20 protein-coding genes and 1 tRNA gene are annotated in these 17,440 nt (G+C 64.6%); 12 read left to right on the top strand and 9 right to left on the bottom strand.

What is annotated here, in order from left to right; genetic code table 11:
• Positions 1 to 11 precede the first annotated feature (11 nt).
• From ACX80X_RS09955 to ACX80X_RS09930, 6 genes are all read right to left on the bottom strand, one after another.
• On the bottom strand, positions 12 to 728 hold the full coding sequence (locus ACX80X_RS09955; protein ID WP_252598421.1) for a GNAT family N-acetyltransferase: 717 nt from the start codon (positions 726 to 728) through the stop codon (positions 12 to 14).
• Between the two features lie 90 nt (positions 729 to 818).
• Entirely contained in the window at positions 819 to 1,844 is a 1,026-nt protein-coding gene (locus tag ACX80X_RS09950) for an ATP-dependent 6-phosphofructokinase (RefSeq protein ID WP_252569560.1), read from the bottom strand.
• Positions 1,845 to 1,941: 97 nt separating this feature from the next.
• Positions 1,942 to 2,082: a response regulator transcription factor gene (locus ACX80X_RS09945; RefSeq protein WP_374209980.1), complete on the bottom strand. Its 141-nt coding sequence runs from the start codon at positions 2,080 to 2,082 to the stop codon at positions 1,942 to 1,944.
• A 197-nt stretch (positions 2,083 to 2,279) separates the two neighbouring features.
• Positions 2,280 to 2,531, bottom strand: a complete 252-nt coding sequence (locus ACX80X_RS09940; protein WP_056344450.1) for a PspC domain-containing protein — start codon at positions 2,529 to 2,531, stop codon at positions 2,280 to 2,282.
• Between the two features lie 3 nt (positions 2,532 to 2,534).
• Positions 2,535 to 2,819, bottom strand: coding sequence for a hypothetical protein (locus tag ACX80X_RS09935; RefSeq protein ID WP_252569547.1), 285 nt, complete (start codon positions 2,817 to 2,819; stop codon positions 2,535 to 2,537).
• Position 2,820: 1 nt separating this feature from the next.
• Entirely contained in the window at positions 2,821 to 4,371 is a 1,551-nt protein-coding gene (locus ACX80X_RS09930; RefSeq protein WP_252608562.1) for a PspC domain-containing protein, read from the bottom strand.
• Between the two features lie 124 nt (positions 4,372 to 4,495).
• Between ACX80X_RS09930 and ACX80X_RS09925 the strand changes: the two genes are divergently transcribed.
• Positions 4,496 to 5,914, top strand: a complete 1,419-nt coding sequence (locus ACX80X_RS09925) for an ATP-binding protein (protein WP_459308379.1) — start codon at positions 4,496 to 4,498, stop codon at positions 5,912 to 5,914.
• Positions 5,911 to 6,609: a LuxR C-terminal-related transcriptional regulator gene (locus ACX80X_RS09920; protein ID WP_210412321.1), complete on the top strand. Its 699-nt coding sequence runs from the start codon at positions 5,911 to 5,913 to the stop codon at positions 6,607 to 6,609. Before ACX80X_RS09925 ends, ACX80X_RS09920 begins: the two co-directional genes overlap by 4 nt.
• 143 nt (positions 6,610 to 6,752) lie before the next feature.
• Here ACX80X_RS09920 and ACX80X_RS09915 read toward each other — a convergent pair whose 3' ends face one another.
• Positions 6,753 to 7,970 (bottom strand): pyridoxal phosphate-dependent aminotransferase, encoded by a 1,218-nt coding sequence (locus ACX80X_RS09915; RefSeq protein WP_252598417.1) that lies wholly within the window; start codon positions 7,968 to 7,970, stop codon positions 6,753 to 6,755.
• Between the two features lie 274 nt (positions 7,971 to 8,244).
• On the opposite strand from ACX80X_RS09915, the gene ACX80X_RS09910 reads away from it, so the two are divergent.
• From ACX80X_RS09910 to rplL, 9 genes are all read left to right on the top strand, one after another.
• A tRNA-Trp gene (locus ACX80X_RS09910) sits at positions 8,245 to 8,317 on the top strand.
• Between the two features lie 81 nt (positions 8,318 to 8,398).
• Positions 8,399 to 8,683 carry a preprotein translocase subunit SecE gene (gene secE / locus ACX80X_RS09905; RefSeq protein ID WP_056344431.1) on the top strand — a complete coding sequence of 95 codons (285 nt, stop codon included), beginning with the start codon at positions 8,399 to 8,401 and terminating at the stop codon, positions 8,681 to 8,683.
• A gap of 116 nt (positions 8,684 to 8,799) precedes the next feature.
• Complete coding sequence (gene nusG / locus ACX80X_RS09900; protein ID WP_252598415.1) at positions 8,800 to 9,666, top strand: transcription termination/antitermination protein NusG; 867 nt, start codon at positions 8,800 to 8,802, stop codon at positions 9,664 to 9,666.
• 130 nt (positions 9,667 to 9,796) lie between these two features.
• Positions 9,797 to 10,228, top strand: coding sequence for a 50S ribosomal protein L11 (gene rplK, locus ACX80X_RS09895; RefSeq protein ID WP_024365990.1), 432 nt, complete (start codon positions 9,797 to 9,799; stop codon positions 10,226 to 10,228).
• Positions 10,229 to 10,370: 142 nt separating this feature from the next.
• Positions 10,371 to 11,078, top strand: coding sequence for a 50S ribosomal protein L1 (rplA, locus tag ACX80X_RS09890; RefSeq protein WP_058931708.1), 708 nt, complete (start codon positions 10,371 to 10,373; stop codon positions 11,076 to 11,078).
• 148 nt (positions 11,079 to 11,226) lie between these two features.
• Complete coding sequence (locus ACX80X_RS09885; RefSeq protein ID WP_459311887.1) at positions 11,227 to 12,183, top strand: GNAT family N-acetyltransferase; 957 nt, start codon at positions 11,227 to 11,229, stop codon at positions 12,181 to 12,183.
• Positions 12,184 to 12,191: 8 nt separating this feature from the next.
• Complete coding sequence (locus ACX80X_RS09880; RefSeq protein ID WP_252598413.1) at positions 12,192 to 13,310, top strand: GNAT family N-acetyltransferase; 1,119 nt, start codon at positions 12,192 to 12,194, stop codon at positions 13,308 to 13,310.
• Between the two features lie 296 nt (positions 13,311 to 13,606).
• Positions 13,607 to 14,206: a 50S ribosomal protein L10 gene (rplJ, locus tag ACX80X_RS09875; protein ID WP_459311885.1), complete on the top strand. Its 600-nt coding sequence runs from the start codon at positions 13,607 to 13,609 to the stop codon at positions 14,204 to 14,206.
• An 80-nt stretch (positions 14,207 to 14,286) separates the two neighbouring features.
• Positions 14,287 to 14,664 (top strand): 50S ribosomal protein L7/L12, encoded by a 378-nt coding sequence (gene rplL, locus ACX80X_RS09870; RefSeq protein ID WP_056344416.1) that lies wholly within the window; start codon positions 14,287 to 14,289, stop codon positions 14,662 to 14,664.
• A gap of 134 nt (positions 14,665 to 14,798) precedes the next feature.
• Here rplL and ACX80X_RS09865 read toward each other — a convergent pair whose 3' ends face one another.
• Positions 14,799 to 15,296, bottom strand: a complete 498-nt coding sequence (locus ACX80X_RS09865) for an aminoacyl-tRNA deacylase (protein WP_459311883.1) — start codon at positions 15,294 to 15,296, stop codon at positions 14,799 to 14,801.
• A 50-nt stretch (positions 15,297 to 15,346) separates the two neighbouring features.
• Positions 15,347 to 16,546, bottom strand: coding sequence for an acetyl-CoA C-acetyltransferase (locus ACX80X_RS09860; protein WP_252608589.1), 1,200 nt, complete (start codon positions 16,544 to 16,546; stop codon positions 15,347 to 15,349).
• Between the two features lie 243 nt (positions 16,547 to 16,789).
• Here ACX80X_RS09860 and ACX80X_RS09855 point away from each other — a divergent pair, with 243 nt between their 5' ends.
• Complete coding sequence (locus ACX80X_RS09855) at positions 16,790 to 17,260, top strand: hypothetical protein (RefSeq protein ID WP_252598409.1); 471 nt, start codon at positions 16,790 to 16,792, stop codon at positions 17,258 to 17,260.
• Positions 17,261 to 17,440 lie beyond the last annotated feature (180 nt).

Raw genomic sequence — 17,440 nt, 5'->3', positions numbered from 1 at the left:
CCCAGGCGGCGTCAGCCCAGGTGCACGCTGGTCTGGATGCCGCCGGTGGACAGGCCCAGCTGCCGCGCCAGGGCCACGGCGCCGGTGTTGCTGACCTCGGCGCGCCACTGGACGGTGAGGCCCGCCGCGAGGGCCGCGTGGGCGGCGATCGATGCGGCCACCGATCCGAGCCCGCGTCGCCGCCACTCGGGGTCCACCAGGACTCCCATCTGCGCGAGAAGTCCTTCCCATTCCCCGTAGGCGCCGCAGGCCACCGGGAAGCGCCGCCCGTCCACCTCGTGGAGAATCGTGTAGCGGTGCCCAAGTTCTGACAGGTGCACTTCGTTGACGTCGTCCGGCGGGCACAGGCCTTCCAGCTCGATCGCCTCCGGGTTTCCGTGGGACACGGTCAGCTCTTCGGAGGGCTGGCGAAGGGGCAGGTCGTCGGCGAAGAACAATGCCGCGGCGCCGAGGCCGTGGCCTCCGTGGGACCGGGTCAGGGTCAGGAGGGTCACATGCTGGGCCATCTCCTCATCCGGAATTCCGGCGGCGGCGTCAATGACCCATTGGGGTCCCACCAGTGCCGAGCTGCCGAACAGCCTGACGAACTCCACAGTCCCTGCAGCGTCGTCGGCCCTGACCAAACGCTCGCCGGAAGTCAGCGACGCAGCGAAAGCGCCGTCGTCGAGCCCCAAATGCCGGGCCCAAGCGAGCTGGATGATGGCGGCGGAACCGGGGTCAAGAGTCATATCCCCAGCCTACCCAGCACAGGGAAGCGCGAACGGACACTTGAGGCCCCACAGCGGAGGGCCTCAAGTGTCCGTTCGCGCTGATCAGGCTTAGCCGAACAGGACCGCAGCCTCGTCGTAGCGGTTCTGCGGTACGGTCTTCAGCTGGCCCAGGGCCTTGTCGAAGCTCACGTGTACAATGTCGGTGCCCTTGAGGGCCACCATGGTGCCCCAGTAGCCCTCCACCACGGAGTCGATTGCGGCCATGCCCAGCCGGGTGGCGAGCACACGGTCGAACGCGGACGGGACGCCGCCGCGCTGGATGTGCCCCAGGATCGTGGCACGGGTCTCGATGCCGGTGCGGGCTTCGATCTCGGGGGCGAGCTGGTCCGCGATGCCGCCCAGACGGGGCCGGCCGAACGTGTCCAGGCCGCGCTCGGAGTGCGGGGATTCCATGTGGTCCGGAACAAAGCCCTCGGCAACAACAATCAACGGGGCGCGGCCACGGTCATGGGCTTCCTGGACCCATTCGGTGATCTGCTCGATGCTGACCTTCTGCTCGGGGATCAGGATGGCGTGGGCGCCGGCGGCCATGCCGGCGTGCAGGGCAATCCAACCAACGTGGCGGCCCATGACCTCGGCGATCATGCAGCGGTGGTGGGACTCGCCCGTGGTCCGGAGCCGGTCGATGGCCTCGGTGGCGATCTGGACGGCCGTATCAAAACCGAACGTGTAGTCGGTGGCGTCAAGATCGTTGTCCACGGTCTTGGGGACACCCACGATCTTGAGACCGACGTCGGTAAGGCGTTTCGCGGCCGCGAGGGTCCCTTCGCCGCCTATAGCGATGATGGCGTCGATGCCGAGGCGGTCCATGTGGGCCTTGATGACCTCCGGCCCGCCGCCGTTTTCAAAGGGGTTGGTGCGGGAGGTGCCCAGGATGGTGCCACCCTGCTTGGCGATGCCGCGGACCATGCTGCGGGGGATGTCGATGATGTCGCCTTCGACGACACCCCGCCAGCCGTCCAGGAACCCCACGAATTCGTGGCCGTGGATGGCGATGCCCTTGAGGACGGCTCCGCGGATGACAGCGTTCAGTCCGGGGCAGTCGCCGCCGCTGGTAAGAATTCCAATTTTCATGTCTCGGCTCAAATCCTGGTGTGAAGGTTTACAGGCAGAGCGCCACGCTGAGCTCACCTAGATTGTAGTCGGCGGTGTGCGTTACGACACAAACCGGTTACAAAACGCCCCGCTCCATGGCAAGGACCACGGCACGGGTCCTGTCGTCCACGTCCAGCTTGTTGAAGATCCGCAGCAGGTGGGTCTTGACCGTCGCCTCGGCGATATGGAGCGCGGTGGCCACCTCGGGATTGCTCAGATGGCATCAGGCGATTGCCGCTGCCCGGGGATGAGGGAAGTGTTCATGCTTCCAGCGTTGCAGTCCCGGGGTGCCGGTCAACAGGCCCGGCCGGTTGAATCTGTTGTCCACCGGCCGGTGGACAAGGACAGCAGAAAGGCCCCCGCTCCTGGAAGGAATTCTCCGGGGAGCGGGGGCCTTGCGGTTCTGACCTGAGGTCAGCTGATGGAGCGGCGGTCCAGGAATTTCTGCAGCGGGATGGAGTTCTGCTGGTCAGGAAGGACCAGCCACGCTGCGATGTAGAGGACGACGGCGGGGCCGGGGAGGAGGCAGAAGACCAGGAAAGCGATCCGGACGAATGCCACATCCACGTTGAGCTTTGCTGCAATGCCGCCGCACACACCTCCCAGCCAGCGTTGGGGTCCACGTTTCAGGCCGAAGCCCCTGACGATGCTGAAGAACTTGTCCATGGTTCAAGACTTCCCTGTTGTGGGTTCATTGTCACGCTTTCGGGCCGAAAGCAGCCCGCCGATCACCAGCGCGGCGCCGGCGCCGATCATAAGGCCGATCAGTACGTAGGTGCCGTTCAGGGTTACCACGCCCAACTGGGCGATGATGATCAGGGCGGCCAGCGCCATCACGATCAGGCCCCAGACTATCGTGCCCACCCGTGTGGGTGAGGGTCCGGCCGCGTCGGTGTGCACCGTCGTCGGGGTTTGCGGGGTAGACGAATCCGGTGCCGGATCGAAGCTGCTCATGTCAGTTTCCTTCCTGGATGGTGACGTTGCTGAGGGTGCCGTCGATCCGGATGATCAGGTGGCCGCCTGGCTTGTCGGTGTTGTAGCTGGTTTCCTGGGAGGTAATGCCGCCCCGGTGGTTGGTGCCTTCGTTGAGGTTCCCCAGCGTCATGTCTGCCCTCACGTCCACGGGAATGTTGCTGGGGAGGATCACGGTGACGTTGCTCGCCGTGATGTCCAGGGGAACCACGACTTCTGAGTCCAGCGGGGCTTGCGCGCCCAATTGGGTGAGGTCAACGGTTCCCCTGCCGCCGGTGACGCTGAAGCCATCGGCCGCCTGCTGCTGGCTCGTCGGTGCCCAGTCGACCTGGGTGAAGCGGACCCTGTCGCCGTTGCCCACAACGTTGAAGATGCTGCCAATCACCAGGGCAACAACGGCGAAGAATCCGAGGATTCCGGACGTCCTGCCGCGCAGGCCCGCGACCAGGATGCCCAGGCCCAGGACGGCTGCACCGCTGGCCCAGACGATCGCGTTGGCGGCGTCGCCGAGGTTGATCACGTTGCCGGCGTCCAGGGCTTTGAGCCCGCCACCCACCAGGAGCGCTGTTCCGGCTGTAATGGCTACTGCCGGGGCGCCGGGGCCGGACGGGCGGACCTTGGGTGCGCGTGCCGGGCCCTGTGGAGGCTGGTAGCCGCCGTAGGCACCGCCGTCGCTGCCGCCCCCGCCGTAGCTGCCGCCGCCGTAGCTGCCCCCACCGTAAGGCGGGTTGACGCTCGACGGCGGGACCGGAAGGTAAGGCGCGCTGCCGGTCGCGCCGGACGTGCTCGACGTGCGGGCAGAGGCGGAATCCGTGGCCGCAAACGGCGAGGCATAGGGGGCGGTGGGGTCGGCCGAGTAACCGGAGTTTGCGCCGGCCGGCTGCGGTGCGGCGTTCATGGGAGCTCCATTCCGGGCCTTGTTGCGTTGGGTCAGGTAGTAGATGAAGTAGATGGCGCCGCCCACCCAGAAGACGGTCCAGAGGAATCCGCCGAAGCCGTTGCGGCTCCAGCCCCAGAATCCGCCGCCCAGCCCGGTGAGCCCCACCACAGTGGTGATCAGGGCGCCTGTCATGCCGCTGGACCAGCGGCCGGCGCCGGCTTCCTGGACGTGGATGCGCCCGTCGGGTTCGGGAAGGACTGCCCAGGCCAGGCCGTAGAGCAGGACGCCGATTCCGGCGAAGAGGGTGAGGACAATGAAGATGCCGCGGACAATCAGCGGATCGATGCCCATCCGGTGCGCGATGCCGCTGGAGACACCGCCGATCCACCGGTCGCGTCCGCGCTGGATACCGTGGCTCCGGACCCAGGTGAAGAAGTCACCGGACTGCCCCGGCGCTTTGGCGCTGGAGTACGGGCCGGAATACGGGCCGGCATGCGGGCTTGCGTACGGGCCGGCATAGGGACCGGCGGTCGGGGGTGTGTCCTGCGAAGCAGCCGGGGGTGGCAGCAGGGGTTCGGTCGGCTGGTCCGGGTCGCTTGGGGGGAGCGGTTCGGTGGGCTGGCCGTCATCGGGGGTGGGGGTCTGGGAGTTCATACTTCGATCCTGCCGTCCGGGGCGGCGCAGCTCTACTGGGGAACACCCTGACTCGCCCCTGAGTTACCCCCGGTTCAGGCCGGAATCGGGTCCGGGGAACCCTGATCCGTGCTTGGATTGACACATGACCACCGCCCTCACCCGCCCACCGCTTGTCCGCAGCAGCGACCGCGTCATCGCGGGCGTCTGTGCCGGCCTCGCGGCGCATCTGGGCTGGCCGGTGAAAAGCGTGCGGATCGGCATGGCACTCGCGACGCTCGCCGGTGGCGCCGGGTTGGCCTTCTATGCGTGGCTGTGGATCATGGTCCCCACCGCCGACGAAAGTGCCCGGCGCAATGCCAGGCGTCCGGCGTCGCCCATTGCCCCGGCCGTCAGCCTTGACCCGGCATTCAGCGCCGGGCCGCACTCGGCGGCGCCGTCGCAGGGCTCGCCCGCGGCCGCTCCCTGGTGGGGAAATCCCGACGCCGGTGCTTTCGCCCCGGGGGGTGTTTCCGGCGGGCCCGCTGCCGGCTACGGTTCGAGCTACGGGGCCCCCGTGCGGCCGCCGTGGTTCCGGGTCCGCAGCATGCGTTATGGCAAGGAGATTCTGCTGGGCGCCGGACTCCTCCTCGTGGCGGGCATCATGATTGCCCGGCTCCTGGGCGTGGACGTGCCCCTGGAGACCCTTATCCCCGCGGCTGCCGTGCTGGGCGGTGCAGCCATCGCCTGGATGCAGCTCGACGAAACCCGCCGCGCGGGGCTCGTGGACAAAACCAAGGCCGATCAGGCAGGCGGCTGGGCGCGCCTGGCCGCCGGTCTGGCGCTGGTGGTTGCCGGCGTGCTGGTGATGGTGTCCGGTTCCGGATCCTGGGAACAGACCTGGCTGGCGCTGCTGGCGTCGGTGTCGGTGCTGGGCGGCGTGGTGCTGGTACTTCTTCCGTGGGCCCTCAAATTCTGGCGGGACCTGGAAACTGAGCGGGCGGGCCGTATCCGTGAAACGGAGCGGGCCGAGATCGCTGCCCACCTGCACGATTCCGTCCTCCAGACCCTCGCCCTGATCCAGCGGCGGGCGGGAAACGAGCACGACGTTGTCCGGCTCGCCCGGGCGCAGGAACGTGAGCTCAGGAGCTGGCTGTTCCAGGACCCGGGTAAGGAGGCGGGCCAGCTTTCGGACCGCATCAAGGCCGTGGGTGCCGAAGTGGAAGACTCGCTCGGCAACGCTGTGGAGGTGGTGAGCGTCGGGGACACAGCCATGACCGAATCCCATGAAGCCCTGGTCCAGGCCAGCCGTGAGGCGATGCTCAATGCCTCCCGGCACGGCGGCGGGACCGTCTCTGTCTACCTCGAAGTTTCCGATGGTCGGACGGAAATCTTCATCAAGGACAGGGGGCCGGGCTTCGACCTGCAGGAGGTGCCCGAAGACCGTCTCGGTGTCCGCGAATCGATCATCGGACGCATGAAACGCCACGGCGGGTCCGCCTCCATCACCAGCACGCCCAACGGCACTGAGGTGCGGCTGGGAATGCCGGCACTCCAACCGGAAAACGCGGAAGGGAAATCATGAACAACGTACAGGGGACCGGCATACAGGGGACCGGGCCCATCCGCCCCGCAACGCCGGTCAGGGTGGTCATCGTGGACGATCACGCCATCTTCCGCTCGGGACTCAAGGCCGACCTCTCTGAGAGCATCCAAGTAGTGGGGGAAGCGGCAACGGTTGAGCAGGCCATCGCGGTGATCGCGCAGGAGCGTCCGGAGGTGGTGCTCCTGGACGTGCACCTGCCCGGTGGTCTGGGTGGCGGCGGCCGGGAAGTCATCGCGGGTTCCGCGTCGCTCCTGGCCACCACCAAGTTCCTGGCCCTGAGCGTCTCCGACGCCGCCGAGGACGTGGTGTCAGTCATCCGCGCCGGTGCCCGGGGGTATGTCACCAAGACGATTTCCGGGGCCGAGATCACCGACGCCGTGTTCCGAGTCGCCGGTGGCGACGCTGTGTTCTCGCCCCGGCTGGCCGGCTTCGTGCTGGACGCCTTCGGCACCGCTCCGGCCGATATTGCCGACGACGAGCTGGACAGGCTGTCTGCCCGCGAGCTTGAAGTGATGCGTCTGATCGCCCGGGGCTACAGCTACAAGGAGGTGGCCAAGGAGCTGTTCATCAGCATCAAAACCGTGGAAACCCACGTCTCAGCGGTGCTGCGCAAACTCCAGCTCTCCAGCCGACACGAGCTGACCAAGTGGGCCGCCGAACGCCGCCTCCTCTAGCCCACCCCGGACGCTCTCTCACATAATGTGCCTTTTCCCCCAACGCTCTCTCACTTGATGCGGCTTAAGCGCAAACGCTCTATCACTCCTAAAGAAAGTGATAGAGCGTTTGAGTATTTCCTGCAGGAAGTGAGAGAGCGTCCCTACTTGGCCTGGCCCAGGAAGTCCTGGAGCCGGGCGACGCCGGTGGCGAGGTCATCGTCGCCCAGGGCGTAGGAGAGCCGCAGGTAGCCTGAAGGGCCGAACGCCTCACCCGGTACCACGGCAACTTCAACCTCATCCAGGATCAAAGCAGCCAGTTCGGCGGAGGTCGACGGCGTTGCGGTGCCTGCCGCCGTCGGGAATTCCTTCCCCAGCAGCGCACGGACGTCCGCGTAGACGTAGAACGCACCCTTCGGCGTCGGGCATTCAACACCGTCGATCGCGTTCAGGCCGGCAACGATCGCCTTGCGGCGGCGATCAAATGCCACCTTCATCTCGTCGACGGCGGTGAGCGGTCCGGAGACCGCGGCGAGGGCTGCGATCTGCATGATGTTAGAAACGTTGGAGGTGGCGTGCGACTGCAGGTTGGTGGCTGCCTTGATGACGTCGGCCGGGCCGATCATCCAGCCGACGCGCCAGCCGGTCATCGCATAGGTCTTTGCGACGCCGTTGAGGATGACCACTTTGTCGCCCAGTTCCGGGGCTGCGGTGGCGATGGAGGTGAACGGGACGCCGTCGTACGTCAGGTGCTCGTAGATCTCGTCGGTGACCACCCAGAGCCCCTTGGCGGCGGCCCACTTGCCGATTTCGGCGACCTGCTCGGGGCTGTAGACGGAGCCGGTGGGGTTGGACGGCGAGACAAACAGCAGGATCTTGCTCTTGTCCGTCACCGCGGCCTCAAGCTGCTCAACGGTGACCAGGTAGTCCTGCTCAGGTCCGGCGAACACCTCAACGGGGACACCGCCGGCGAGCCTGATGGCCTCCGGGTAGGTGGTCCAGAACGGCGTGGGGACAATCACTTCGTCGCCCGGATCCAACAGCGTGGCGAAGGTGTTGTACACGGCCTGCTTGCCGCCGTTCGTCACCAGCACCCGGGACGGATCCACGGCGTAGCCGGAGTCGCGGAGAGTCTTCTCGGCGATGGCTTTTTTGAGCTCCGGCAGGCCGGCGGCGGGGGAGTAGCGGTGGTACTTGGGCTGGCCGGCGGCCTCAATGGACGCCTTGACGATGTAGTCCGGGGTGGGGAAGTCCGGTTCCCCTGCCCCGAAGCCAATAACGGGCCGGCCAGCTGCCTTCAGCGCCTTGGCCTTGGCATCAACGGCCAGGGTTGCGGATTCGGCAATAGCGGAAATGCGCTTGGAAACGCGGGCGGCAGACATGGCGGGGTCCGTTCTTCGCTTGCAGCCCGGAGGCTGAATGGTGGAATTCGACGTGATCTACTCTATGCTGTTCAGCGGATCGTTCGGGCTGCCGGCGTGGATGTGACTGCAGGTCAAGTCACCCACCAGGGCGGATTGGACGGTCCGGAATGAGGCTGGTTCGACGTAGACGAAGTTGTTGCGTAGACTGGTTTTCCGGTGTTGAAAACACGGATGATGACGTGCGCCCCAGTGCAAACTGCGGAAGTTTGTCAGGATGCTGTTTTCGATCCATAGGGTAGTGGCGCAATTGGTAGCGCAGCGGTCTCCAAAACCGCAGGTTGCAGGTTCGAGTCCTGTCTGCCCTGCGCAAGCTGTTCCGGCGGAATGCCGGAGCAAGCGCAGCAACCATGGTTCTGATCAGAACCGGGTAATCCAACATTGCAAAGATGAGCGAGGACCAGGTGACCGAAACAGCTGCCAGCAGCTCCAAGGGCCGCCCAGCTAAGAAGGACGCCAAGGCAAACTTCTTCGCTCGTATTGCACTCTTCATTCGCCAGGTCATCGGCGAACTGAAGAAGGTTGTTGCACCAACCCGCAAGGAACTGATCAACTACACGCTCGTGGTGCTGGTGTTCGTGGCCATCATGATGGTGATCGTCAGCCTGCTGGACATCGGTTTTGGAACCGCGGTCAGCTGGGTCTTCGGCGGGATAGCTCCCGGGGACCGCTAAGGCATATCGTCCGCAGGCCGCGTGGCCTTGTCCGGGTAAACCGGAAGAATCCACGCGGTGTGCGGAATTGAGCCATTTAAATAGGCATGTTAGGCAATGAGGAAGCAGGAGACCAAGTGTCTGAGCAGGAGCTCGAGGTAACCGAGACTGAGCTGGAAGAGTCCACGGACAAGACGGCGGCCCCCACGGCTGAAGCCGGTGAAGAGTCCGAGGTTGAGTCCGCTGCGCCCGAATCCGCCGACGCCGATTCCGCCGACGATTCAGACGATTCAGAGGGTGCCGATTCAGAGGGTGACGCCGTAGAAGGCGAACCTGCTGAGGGCGACTCGGAGGGCGACGACGCTGATGCAGACGCCCTGGCAGCCGCGGCCGCCAAGGCCGAGGTTGACCCCGCCGACGAATTCAAAGCCAAGCTGCGCCGCCAGGAGGGTGACTGGTACGTCATCCACTCCTACGCCGGCTACGAAAACCGCGTCAAGGCCAACCTTGAGACCCGCATCCAGACCCTGGACATGGAAGATTACATCTTCGAAATCCAGGTGCCCATGGAAGAGGTCGTTGAGATCAAGAACGCTCAGCGCAAGGTCATCAACCGCGTCCGGATCCCCGGCTACGTCCTGGTCCGCATGGACCTGACGGATGCCTCCTGGGGCGCCGTCCGCCACACTCCCGGTGTTACCGGCTTCGTGGGCAACGCCCACAACCCGGTGCCGCTGCGCCTCGACGAAGTCTTCTCCATGCTCGCGCCGGTCTTCGAAGAAGAGCAGGCCGAAAAGGGCAAGCCCGTCAAGCACGCTGCCGCCCAGATCGACGTCGACTTCGAGGTCGGCGAATCGGTCATCGTCAAGGAAGGTCCGTTCGAGACCCTCCCCGCCACGATCTCCGAGATCAAGGTGGAATCCCAGACCCTCGTGGTGCTCGTGTCGATCTTCGAACGCGAAACCCCGGTCACGCTGGCATTCAACCAGGTCAGCAAGATCTAGTTACCCGCACAGAATTCGTTCCGGACTGCCCGCTTAGCAGCCCCGGAACGGCCGGTCGCCTCGCCATGGCGGCCAACAACCTGAGGCACGCTCCTGTGTCCTAGGAAGATATTGAGAGAAGGACCTTACATTGGCTCCCAAGAAGAAGGTCACCGGCCTCATCAAGCTGCAGATCCAGGCAGGCGCCGCTAACCCGGCCCCGCCGATCGGTCCTGCGCTTGGCCAGCACGGTGTCAACATCATGGAATTCTGCAAGGCGTACAACGCTGCCACAGAAGCCCAGCGCGGAAACGTTATCCCCGTGGAAATCACGGTCTACGAAGACCGTTCCTTCACGTTCATCACCAAGACCCCGCCGGCTGCAGAGCTCATCAAGAAGGCTGCAGGCGTTGCCAAGGGTTCACCCACCCCGCACACCGTCAAGGTTGCCAAGCTGACTCAGGCCCAGGTCAACGAGATCGCCACCACCAAGATGGAAGATCTCAACGCCACCAGCCTCGAAGGCGCAGCGAAGATCATCGCCGGTACCGCCCGCTCCATGGGTATCACCGTAGAGGGCTAATAGCCTTCACCGTCGGGAAACCGGCACCACTGCCGGACAACCGGCACAAACCGTAATGCCGCAGGGTCCTCCCAGGATCCTCGGCTGTGGCAGGGCCCAGCGCGGTCCGCAGACCACAACTGCACAAGGAGAAATAAGCAGCATGGCAAAGCGCAGCAAAGCATATGAGGCAGCAGCCGCCAAGATCGACGCGGAGAACTTCTACGCGCCGTTCGAGGCAGTAACGCTCGCCAAGGACACCAACCCGTCCAAGTTCGACGCCACCGTTGAGGTTGCCTTCCGCCTGGGCGTTGACCCTCGCAAAGCTGACCAGATGGTCCGCGGCACCGTTATCCTGCCCCACGGCACCGGTAAGGTCTCCCGCGTCCTGGTCTTCGCAACGGGCGACAAGGCTGAGGCAGCAATCGCTGCCGGCGCCGACTTTGTTGGTTCCGATGACCTGATCGAAAAGATCGCAGCCGGCTGGACCGACTTCGATGCAGCCGTAGCCACCCCTGACCTCATGGGCAAGGTTGGCCGTCTTGGTAAGGTCCTGGGTCCCCGTAACCTGATGCCGAACCCGAAGACCGGCACCGTGACCGCAGACGTGGCCAAGGCTGTCAACGACATCAAGGGTGGCAAGATCGACTTCCGCGTCGACAAGCACTCGAACCTGCACTTCATCATCGGCAAGGTTTCCTTCGACGCCATCAAGCTGGCCGAGAACTACGCAGCAGCACTGGAAGAGGTGCTTCGTTTGAAGCCGTCCGCTTCCAAGGGCCGCTACATCCAGAAGGCCACCGTGGCCACCACGTTCGGTCCCGGCATCTCCGTCGACCCCAACGTCACGAAGGTCCTGACCGAGGTCTAGTCCTCAACAGCACTTCGGCCGGTTTATCCCGGCACACCTAAGGACCGTCCGGCACTGCGCCGGACGGTCCTTTTGCTTACCCAAGGACCCTGGACCAAACGGCCTCCGCCTGCCCTCGACCAAACCCAACGGATGGTTAGGATGGGGCATGACCGGTCAGCAGCTGATGATCACCGCAGGGGCCATTCCTTCAGCGCTCGACGCCGGGACAGACCACAGTGCCGGCGGCGCCGGCGGCGTGATGGATTTCTTCGAGTGCCACGCCCTGCGCGAGAAGCATGAACTGGAGAAATGGGGCGACCTGGACCGCTGCCCCACGGCCATGGAGAGCCTGGAATACTGGCGCGGCAATGAGTATGAGGAACGCCGCCTTTTCGTAGCACGGCTGGGCCAGGAAACCGTGGGTACCTGCTCCGTAACCCTGCCCCTGCGTGAGAACACGTCCACGGCAGGGATCATGGTGGACGTGGCGGCAGCCTTCCGGCGGCGGGGTTGGGGCCGCCGGCTGCTGGAGCACGCCGAGGCGGTGGCCGCGGACAGCGTCCGCACTTCCTTGGATGCGTACTGTGAGCTGCCCGCCGGGCCGGTGGAGAACGCGGCCCGGTTGATCCCCGCCAAATCCGGCGCGGTCGGGCTCCCCGCAGATGATCCTGCCGTGGCCTTTGCAGCCGGTGCGGGCTACGAACTTGAGCAGGTGGAGAGGTCTAGCCGGCTAACGCTGCCGGTCCCGGCGAACCAGCTGGACACGCTGGAGATGGATGCGTGTTCACGGGCAACCGGCTACGTCCTGGTGGGCTGGTCTGATACGTGTCCTCACGAACTCCTGGCTGAATGCGCAGTTCTCAAGAACCGGATGAGCAAGGATGTCCCCATTGCCGGACTGGACTGGGAAGCCGGGGACTGGGACCCTGCCAGGCACCGCGGCAAGAGGCTGGGACTGCTGATCAAGGCCGCGAACCTCCGCACCGCGCAGCATCGATGGCCGGCGGCGCGGTCGGTGCTGACATGGAACGCCGCGGAAAACCGGCATATGCTGGCGATAAATAATTTGTTTGGATTCAAACCTGCTGGTTATGAGGGCGAATGGCAGAAACGGCTGGGATGACGCACCTTATGGCAGAAGACGTACGGATAGAGCAGCTGTGGATCCCGGACACCCTGGACGCACCTGACGCGGTGGATTTCCTGGCTGCCGTAGAGGTGGGCCGCAAAGTCCGGATGCAGACCTGGGGCAGCGACGACCTCGCGTACACACCGCTGGAGAAGCTCCTGGAGCTGGCCGATCCCTATGAGCGCCAGGTCATCCTGGTAGCCAAGGCCGGGGAGCAGATCATCGGTACAGTTGACATTGCCTTGCCGCTGACCGACAACCTGGATATGGCGGAGTTCACCCTGGACATCCTGCCGGAATTCCAGCGCCAGGGAGTGGGCCGCAAGCTGCTCCTCGCGGCTGAACACCTTGCCCGCAGCGAGGGCCGCACGCTGATCCTCGTTGACACCAACCATCCCGGCGCGTCCCTGCACGAGTTCGAGACCGGCCAGCTGGTGCCGGGTTCAGGCCAGGGCTTTGTGCCGCTGGACAGCCGGGAAGTCGAATTCGCGCGCCGGACCGGCTACACACTTCAGCACATCGAACAGTTCAGCTCCTGTGCACTGCCGCTGGACACCAAACTCGTGGCCGACCTCCAGGCCGAGGCGGATGAAGCCAATAGCGGGCGGTACCGGCTCCATCACTGGACGGACCGCTGCCCGGATGAGTGGCTGGAAGCCGTGGCCGTGCTCGAGAACCAGGCGGGCGCCGACGTCGACCCTTCCCTCGAGACTCCCGTTGAGCAGGACATGGTGTTCGACGGCGGCATCCTCCGCGAGGCCGAAGAGGTCACCATCGCGCAGGGGCGGCGGACGGTGGTCACCGCCGTCGAGCATCTGGCCACCGGGGCCCTGGTGGGCCTGACCACCATCAGCGTCCTGGCCCACCGGCCCGATGTGGTGTTCCAGGACGACACCCTGGTCCTGCAGGAGCACCGGGGGAACAAGCTGGGGCTGCTGATCAAGGTGGCCAACATGGAGCGGCTCACCGAGCAGTTCCCCGATGCCCGTGTCATCTACACCTGGAACGCCCCCGAGAACAGGTACCTGCTGACTGTCAACCAGCAGCTCGGCTTCACCACCGCCGGCGTGACCGGCATCTGGCAGAAGGAACTCCCGTACCTGGGGACCAGCAAGAGCTAAGGCCGATTTGGTGGTCAGGCGGCCGGTCCCGTAAGCTTGCAGTACCAAAGACCGTCGGTTGTTGGAAATCCATTCTCCTGAACACAGCTCAACTCTGCAGTTGCGTGCGGGAGGCCAAATGTATTTCTGGACGAAGGACCCTGAACATAGGGCGGCCGGCGCAGGTGAACGAAGCAACGCTCCACAGTGAAAGCCGTGTTGAGCCAAGCCCCGTGCATCTGCGCGGGGCGTTTTTTAGTTTTAGCTCATCTGAGCGGGGACCGTCGCATACCGGCACTATCCCCGGAAGGAGGGTTATGGCAACGCCTACAAAGGTTTCAGCAGTAGCTGAGATCACTAACGATTTCAAGGAATCGAACGCCGCTGTCCTGACCGAATACCGCGGGCTCACCGTTGCACAGCTCAAGCAGCTGCGTGTTTCTCTCGGCCAGGACACCAAGTTCTCGGTCGTCAAGAACACCCTGACCGCCATTGCAGCCAAGGAAGCTGGTGTCGAAGCATTCAACGACCAGCTCTCCGGCCCCACTGCAATCGCGTTCATCAAGGGTGACGCAGTTGCCGCTGCCAAGAGCCTGACGGATTTTGCCAAGGCCAACAAGCAGCTGGTTATCAAGACCGGTTACTTCGAGGGCAAGGCACTGAACGCGAGCGAAGTCGCTGCCCTGGCAGCACTCGAGTCCCGTGAGCTGCAGCTCGCCAAGGTTGCAGGCATCCTCAAGGCTCCTGCTGCCGCCGCTGCACGCTCCATTGACGCACTGCGCCTCAAGCTCGAAGAAGCGAACGGTTCACCGGCAGTTGCCGAGGCTCCCGCCGCGGAAGAAGCTCCGGCCGCAGACGAAGCCCCCGAAGCAGCTGCAGAGGCTCCCGCCGAAGCACCCGCTGCCGAAGAGAACTAGTTTCTCTTCACCCACCAGACTCCGGTGTGAAGGCAATGGCCCAGGCCGCCAAGCACCACCTATAGGAAGGACGCCACACCATGGCGAAGCTCACCAACGAAGAGCTCATTGAAGCTTTCAAGGAACTGACCATCATCGAGCTCTCCGAGTTCGTCAAGCTCTTCGAAGAGACCTTCGAAGTTACTGCAGCTGCAGTTGCTGTTGCTGGCCCCGCCGGTGGCGGCGCAGCTGAAGAAGCTGAAGAGCAGACTGAATTCGACGTTATCCTCGAATCAGCTGGCGAAAAGAAGATCGCAGTGATCAAGGAAGTTCGCGCAATCACTTCCCTGGGTCTGAAGGAAGCTAAGGACGTTGTTGACAGCGCCCCCAAGGCTGTCCTCGAAGGCGTCACCAAGGAAGCTGCCGAAAAGGCAGTGGAGCAGCTCCAGGCTGCCGGCGCAACCGTTACCCTCAAGTAACTCACGCCGCTTCACGGAAAACCCCGTCCACTTCGGTGGGCGGGGTTTTCCTGCATTTAACCCAAGTAGGTCGCACTAACTGTCGTTATGAGCGCTCAAAACGACAGTTAGTGCGACCTACTTGCGTGTGGTGCCTAGTTCGGTTCGGAGATATCGGCGACGACGGCGCCCAGAGCTGCGGTGAGCGCATCGGCGTCCACAAACGCGCTGTAGCCGTGTTCGCCGGCGCCCATGGAGATCCGTCGGCCGGCGATGGTGGCGTCCGCGTACACCGGCCAGGCGGTGGTGCTGCCGAGCGGGGTGATGGTCCCGCGTTCGTAGCCGGTCGCATCCAGGGCCACGTCCGCGGGCGGCAACGAGAGCTTGTTGACGCCCATCAGGGTCCGCAGTTTTGGCCAGGAGATCTGCCGGTCACCCCGAATCAGCGCGAACAGGAACGTCCCGTCCTTGTGCTTGACCACCAGGGACTTCACGATGTCCGCGGGCGTGATGCCCAGGAACCCGGCAGCCTCCTCGAGGCTCCGCGCGGCCAGCCGCTCCACCAGCTGCACGTCCAGGCCGCGTGCGGCGGCGTCAGCAAGGAAGCGCTGACGTCCGACGGCGGCGCTCCCGTTGTCCGCCTGCCCCGCCATCAGTCCGTGCCCGCCATCAGTTCCTGCCCACCATTATTCCGTGCCCGCCATCAGTCCCGGTACAGCAGGAGCGCTTCGCCCTGACCGCCGCCGCCGCACAGGGAGACCGCGGCCCTGCCGCTGCCCCGCCGTTTGAGTTCATGGGCCGCGTGCAGCGCCAACCGCGCACCGGACGCCCCGATCGGGTGGCCCAGGGCAATGGCGCCCCCGTGGATGTTGCACTTCTCCAGCGGGTAGTCCAGGTCTTTCAGCGACTGCACCGCGACCGAACCGAACGCTTCGTTAATTTCGATGAAGTCAAGGTCGGCGGTGCTCCATTCCGCCCGCTGCAGTGCGTTCATGATGGCGTGGGACGGCTGCGAATGCAGGGAATTGTCCGGACCGGCAACCTGTCCGGGCTTTCCCACCACAGCCAGGTATTCCAGGCCGTTCTCCTCCGCGAATCGGCGCGATGCCAGCACCAGTGCGGAGGCGCCGTCGGACAGGGGAGAGGAGTTGCCGGCGGTGATGGTTCCGTCGCTGACAAAGGCGGCCCGGAGCCCGGCCAAGGACTCGATGGACGTGTTGGGCCGTACCCCTTCATCCGTGGAGACGACGATGGGATCTCCCTTGCGCTGCTTGACGCTGATGGGTGCGATCTCGTCGTCGAAGACGCCGTTCTTCGCCGCCAGCGCCGCACGCTGGTGCGAGTGGGCGGCCACGTTGTCCTGCGAGGTCCGGTCAATGCCCAGGGTCAGGTTCTTGGTTTCGGTGGACAGGCCCATGGACTGGCCGTCGAACGCATCCGTGAGGCCGTCGTGCGCCGCAACATCCAGCGCCTGGATGGCGCCATAGGTCCAGCCCTGGCGGGAACCCGGCAGCAGGTGAGGCGCACGGGTCATGGATTCCTGGCCGCCGGCCACGACGACGGTGGCGTCGCCGCTGCGGATCATCCTGGCGGCGTCGATCACCGCGGTCAGCCCGGACAGGCACACCTTGTTGATGGTGACGGTCGGAACGTTCCAGCCGATTCCCGCTCCGATGGCGCTCTGGCGTGCGGGGTTCTGCCCGGCGCCGGCCTGCAGTACCTGGCCCATGATGACGGCGTCCACCTGGCCGGCGTCCACGCCGCTCGCTGCAATCGCGGACCTGATCGCGTGCGCTCCCAGTTCGACGGCGGTGAAGCTCGCCAACTGCCCGTTGAGCCGGCCCTGCGGGGTGCGCGCACCGGCCAGGATGACCACGTCAGTGTTGTCGTTGGAGTTGCCCATTGTGATCTCTTCCGCTCTGAATCGATGTACTTCCAAGGCTACCGTGAGGCATGTCACCTATTTATCCAAACGCCGCAGGGGTGCCGATGATTCCAATCCTGCCGGCCGTGGCCACCAGGGGAGAACTACCCATCCGCCGGTTGTGCGCGAGGTCGCGGTGGTGCGTAGGGTGGACGGCGAAGACGAAAGCAACAGAGCGACGCAAGAACATCAGAGCAACGCAAAACAGGGAGCAGCAGCATCTTGAAGAAAATCCTCGCCGCGGCAGCCATGGCCAGCCTCGCCGGACTCACCGCCTGCAGCGTTGCCACTCCTGCGCCGGACAGCACTTCATCCACAGCAGCCCCCACTGCGTCCACGTCGGCACCTTCCACCGCATCGCCGTCGCGCTCTTCCATTCCGTCAGCAGCGCCCCAGGCCGGCGGTGTTAAGGGAGCCTGCGAGACGTTCAACTCGCTCTACGCCGACTACAAGGCCATCCAGGACGATTCCAACGCCTACGAGGACATCTACTTTGCCGCCCAGGACGCCAAGGACACGGTGTCGGGGAACCTGGTGGGACTGTTTACCTCGCTCAGCGTCCTCGCGCTTGACCACTCCACGGCCGCGAAAAGCGGCGGCGATCCCGAGCAGACTTCCAAGGATGGTGTGCGTGATGCTGTCTTCGCAAACGCCCAGGCCTGCACGGCTGAGGACGTTACGCTGCGGCTCTGATGCCGCTTCCGGTATCAAGAAATCAGTGCTTGCAATAAGTCCGGTTGTGGGGTAGACACGTAATTGGTTTTGCCGTATCGTAGATATTTGCGTCTTCCCTGTTTACCTTCAGCCTTCATATAGCGGTGGGCTTTGCCTGGCAGCTGACCATCAACGTGCCGTCAACAACGTCATTGTATG

It is taken from the genome of Pseudarthrobacter sp. MDT3-1 (assembly GCF_054510755.1).
Note: the sequence above shows the minus strand (reverse complement) of the source record. Positions and strands in the feature narration are given on the sequence as shown.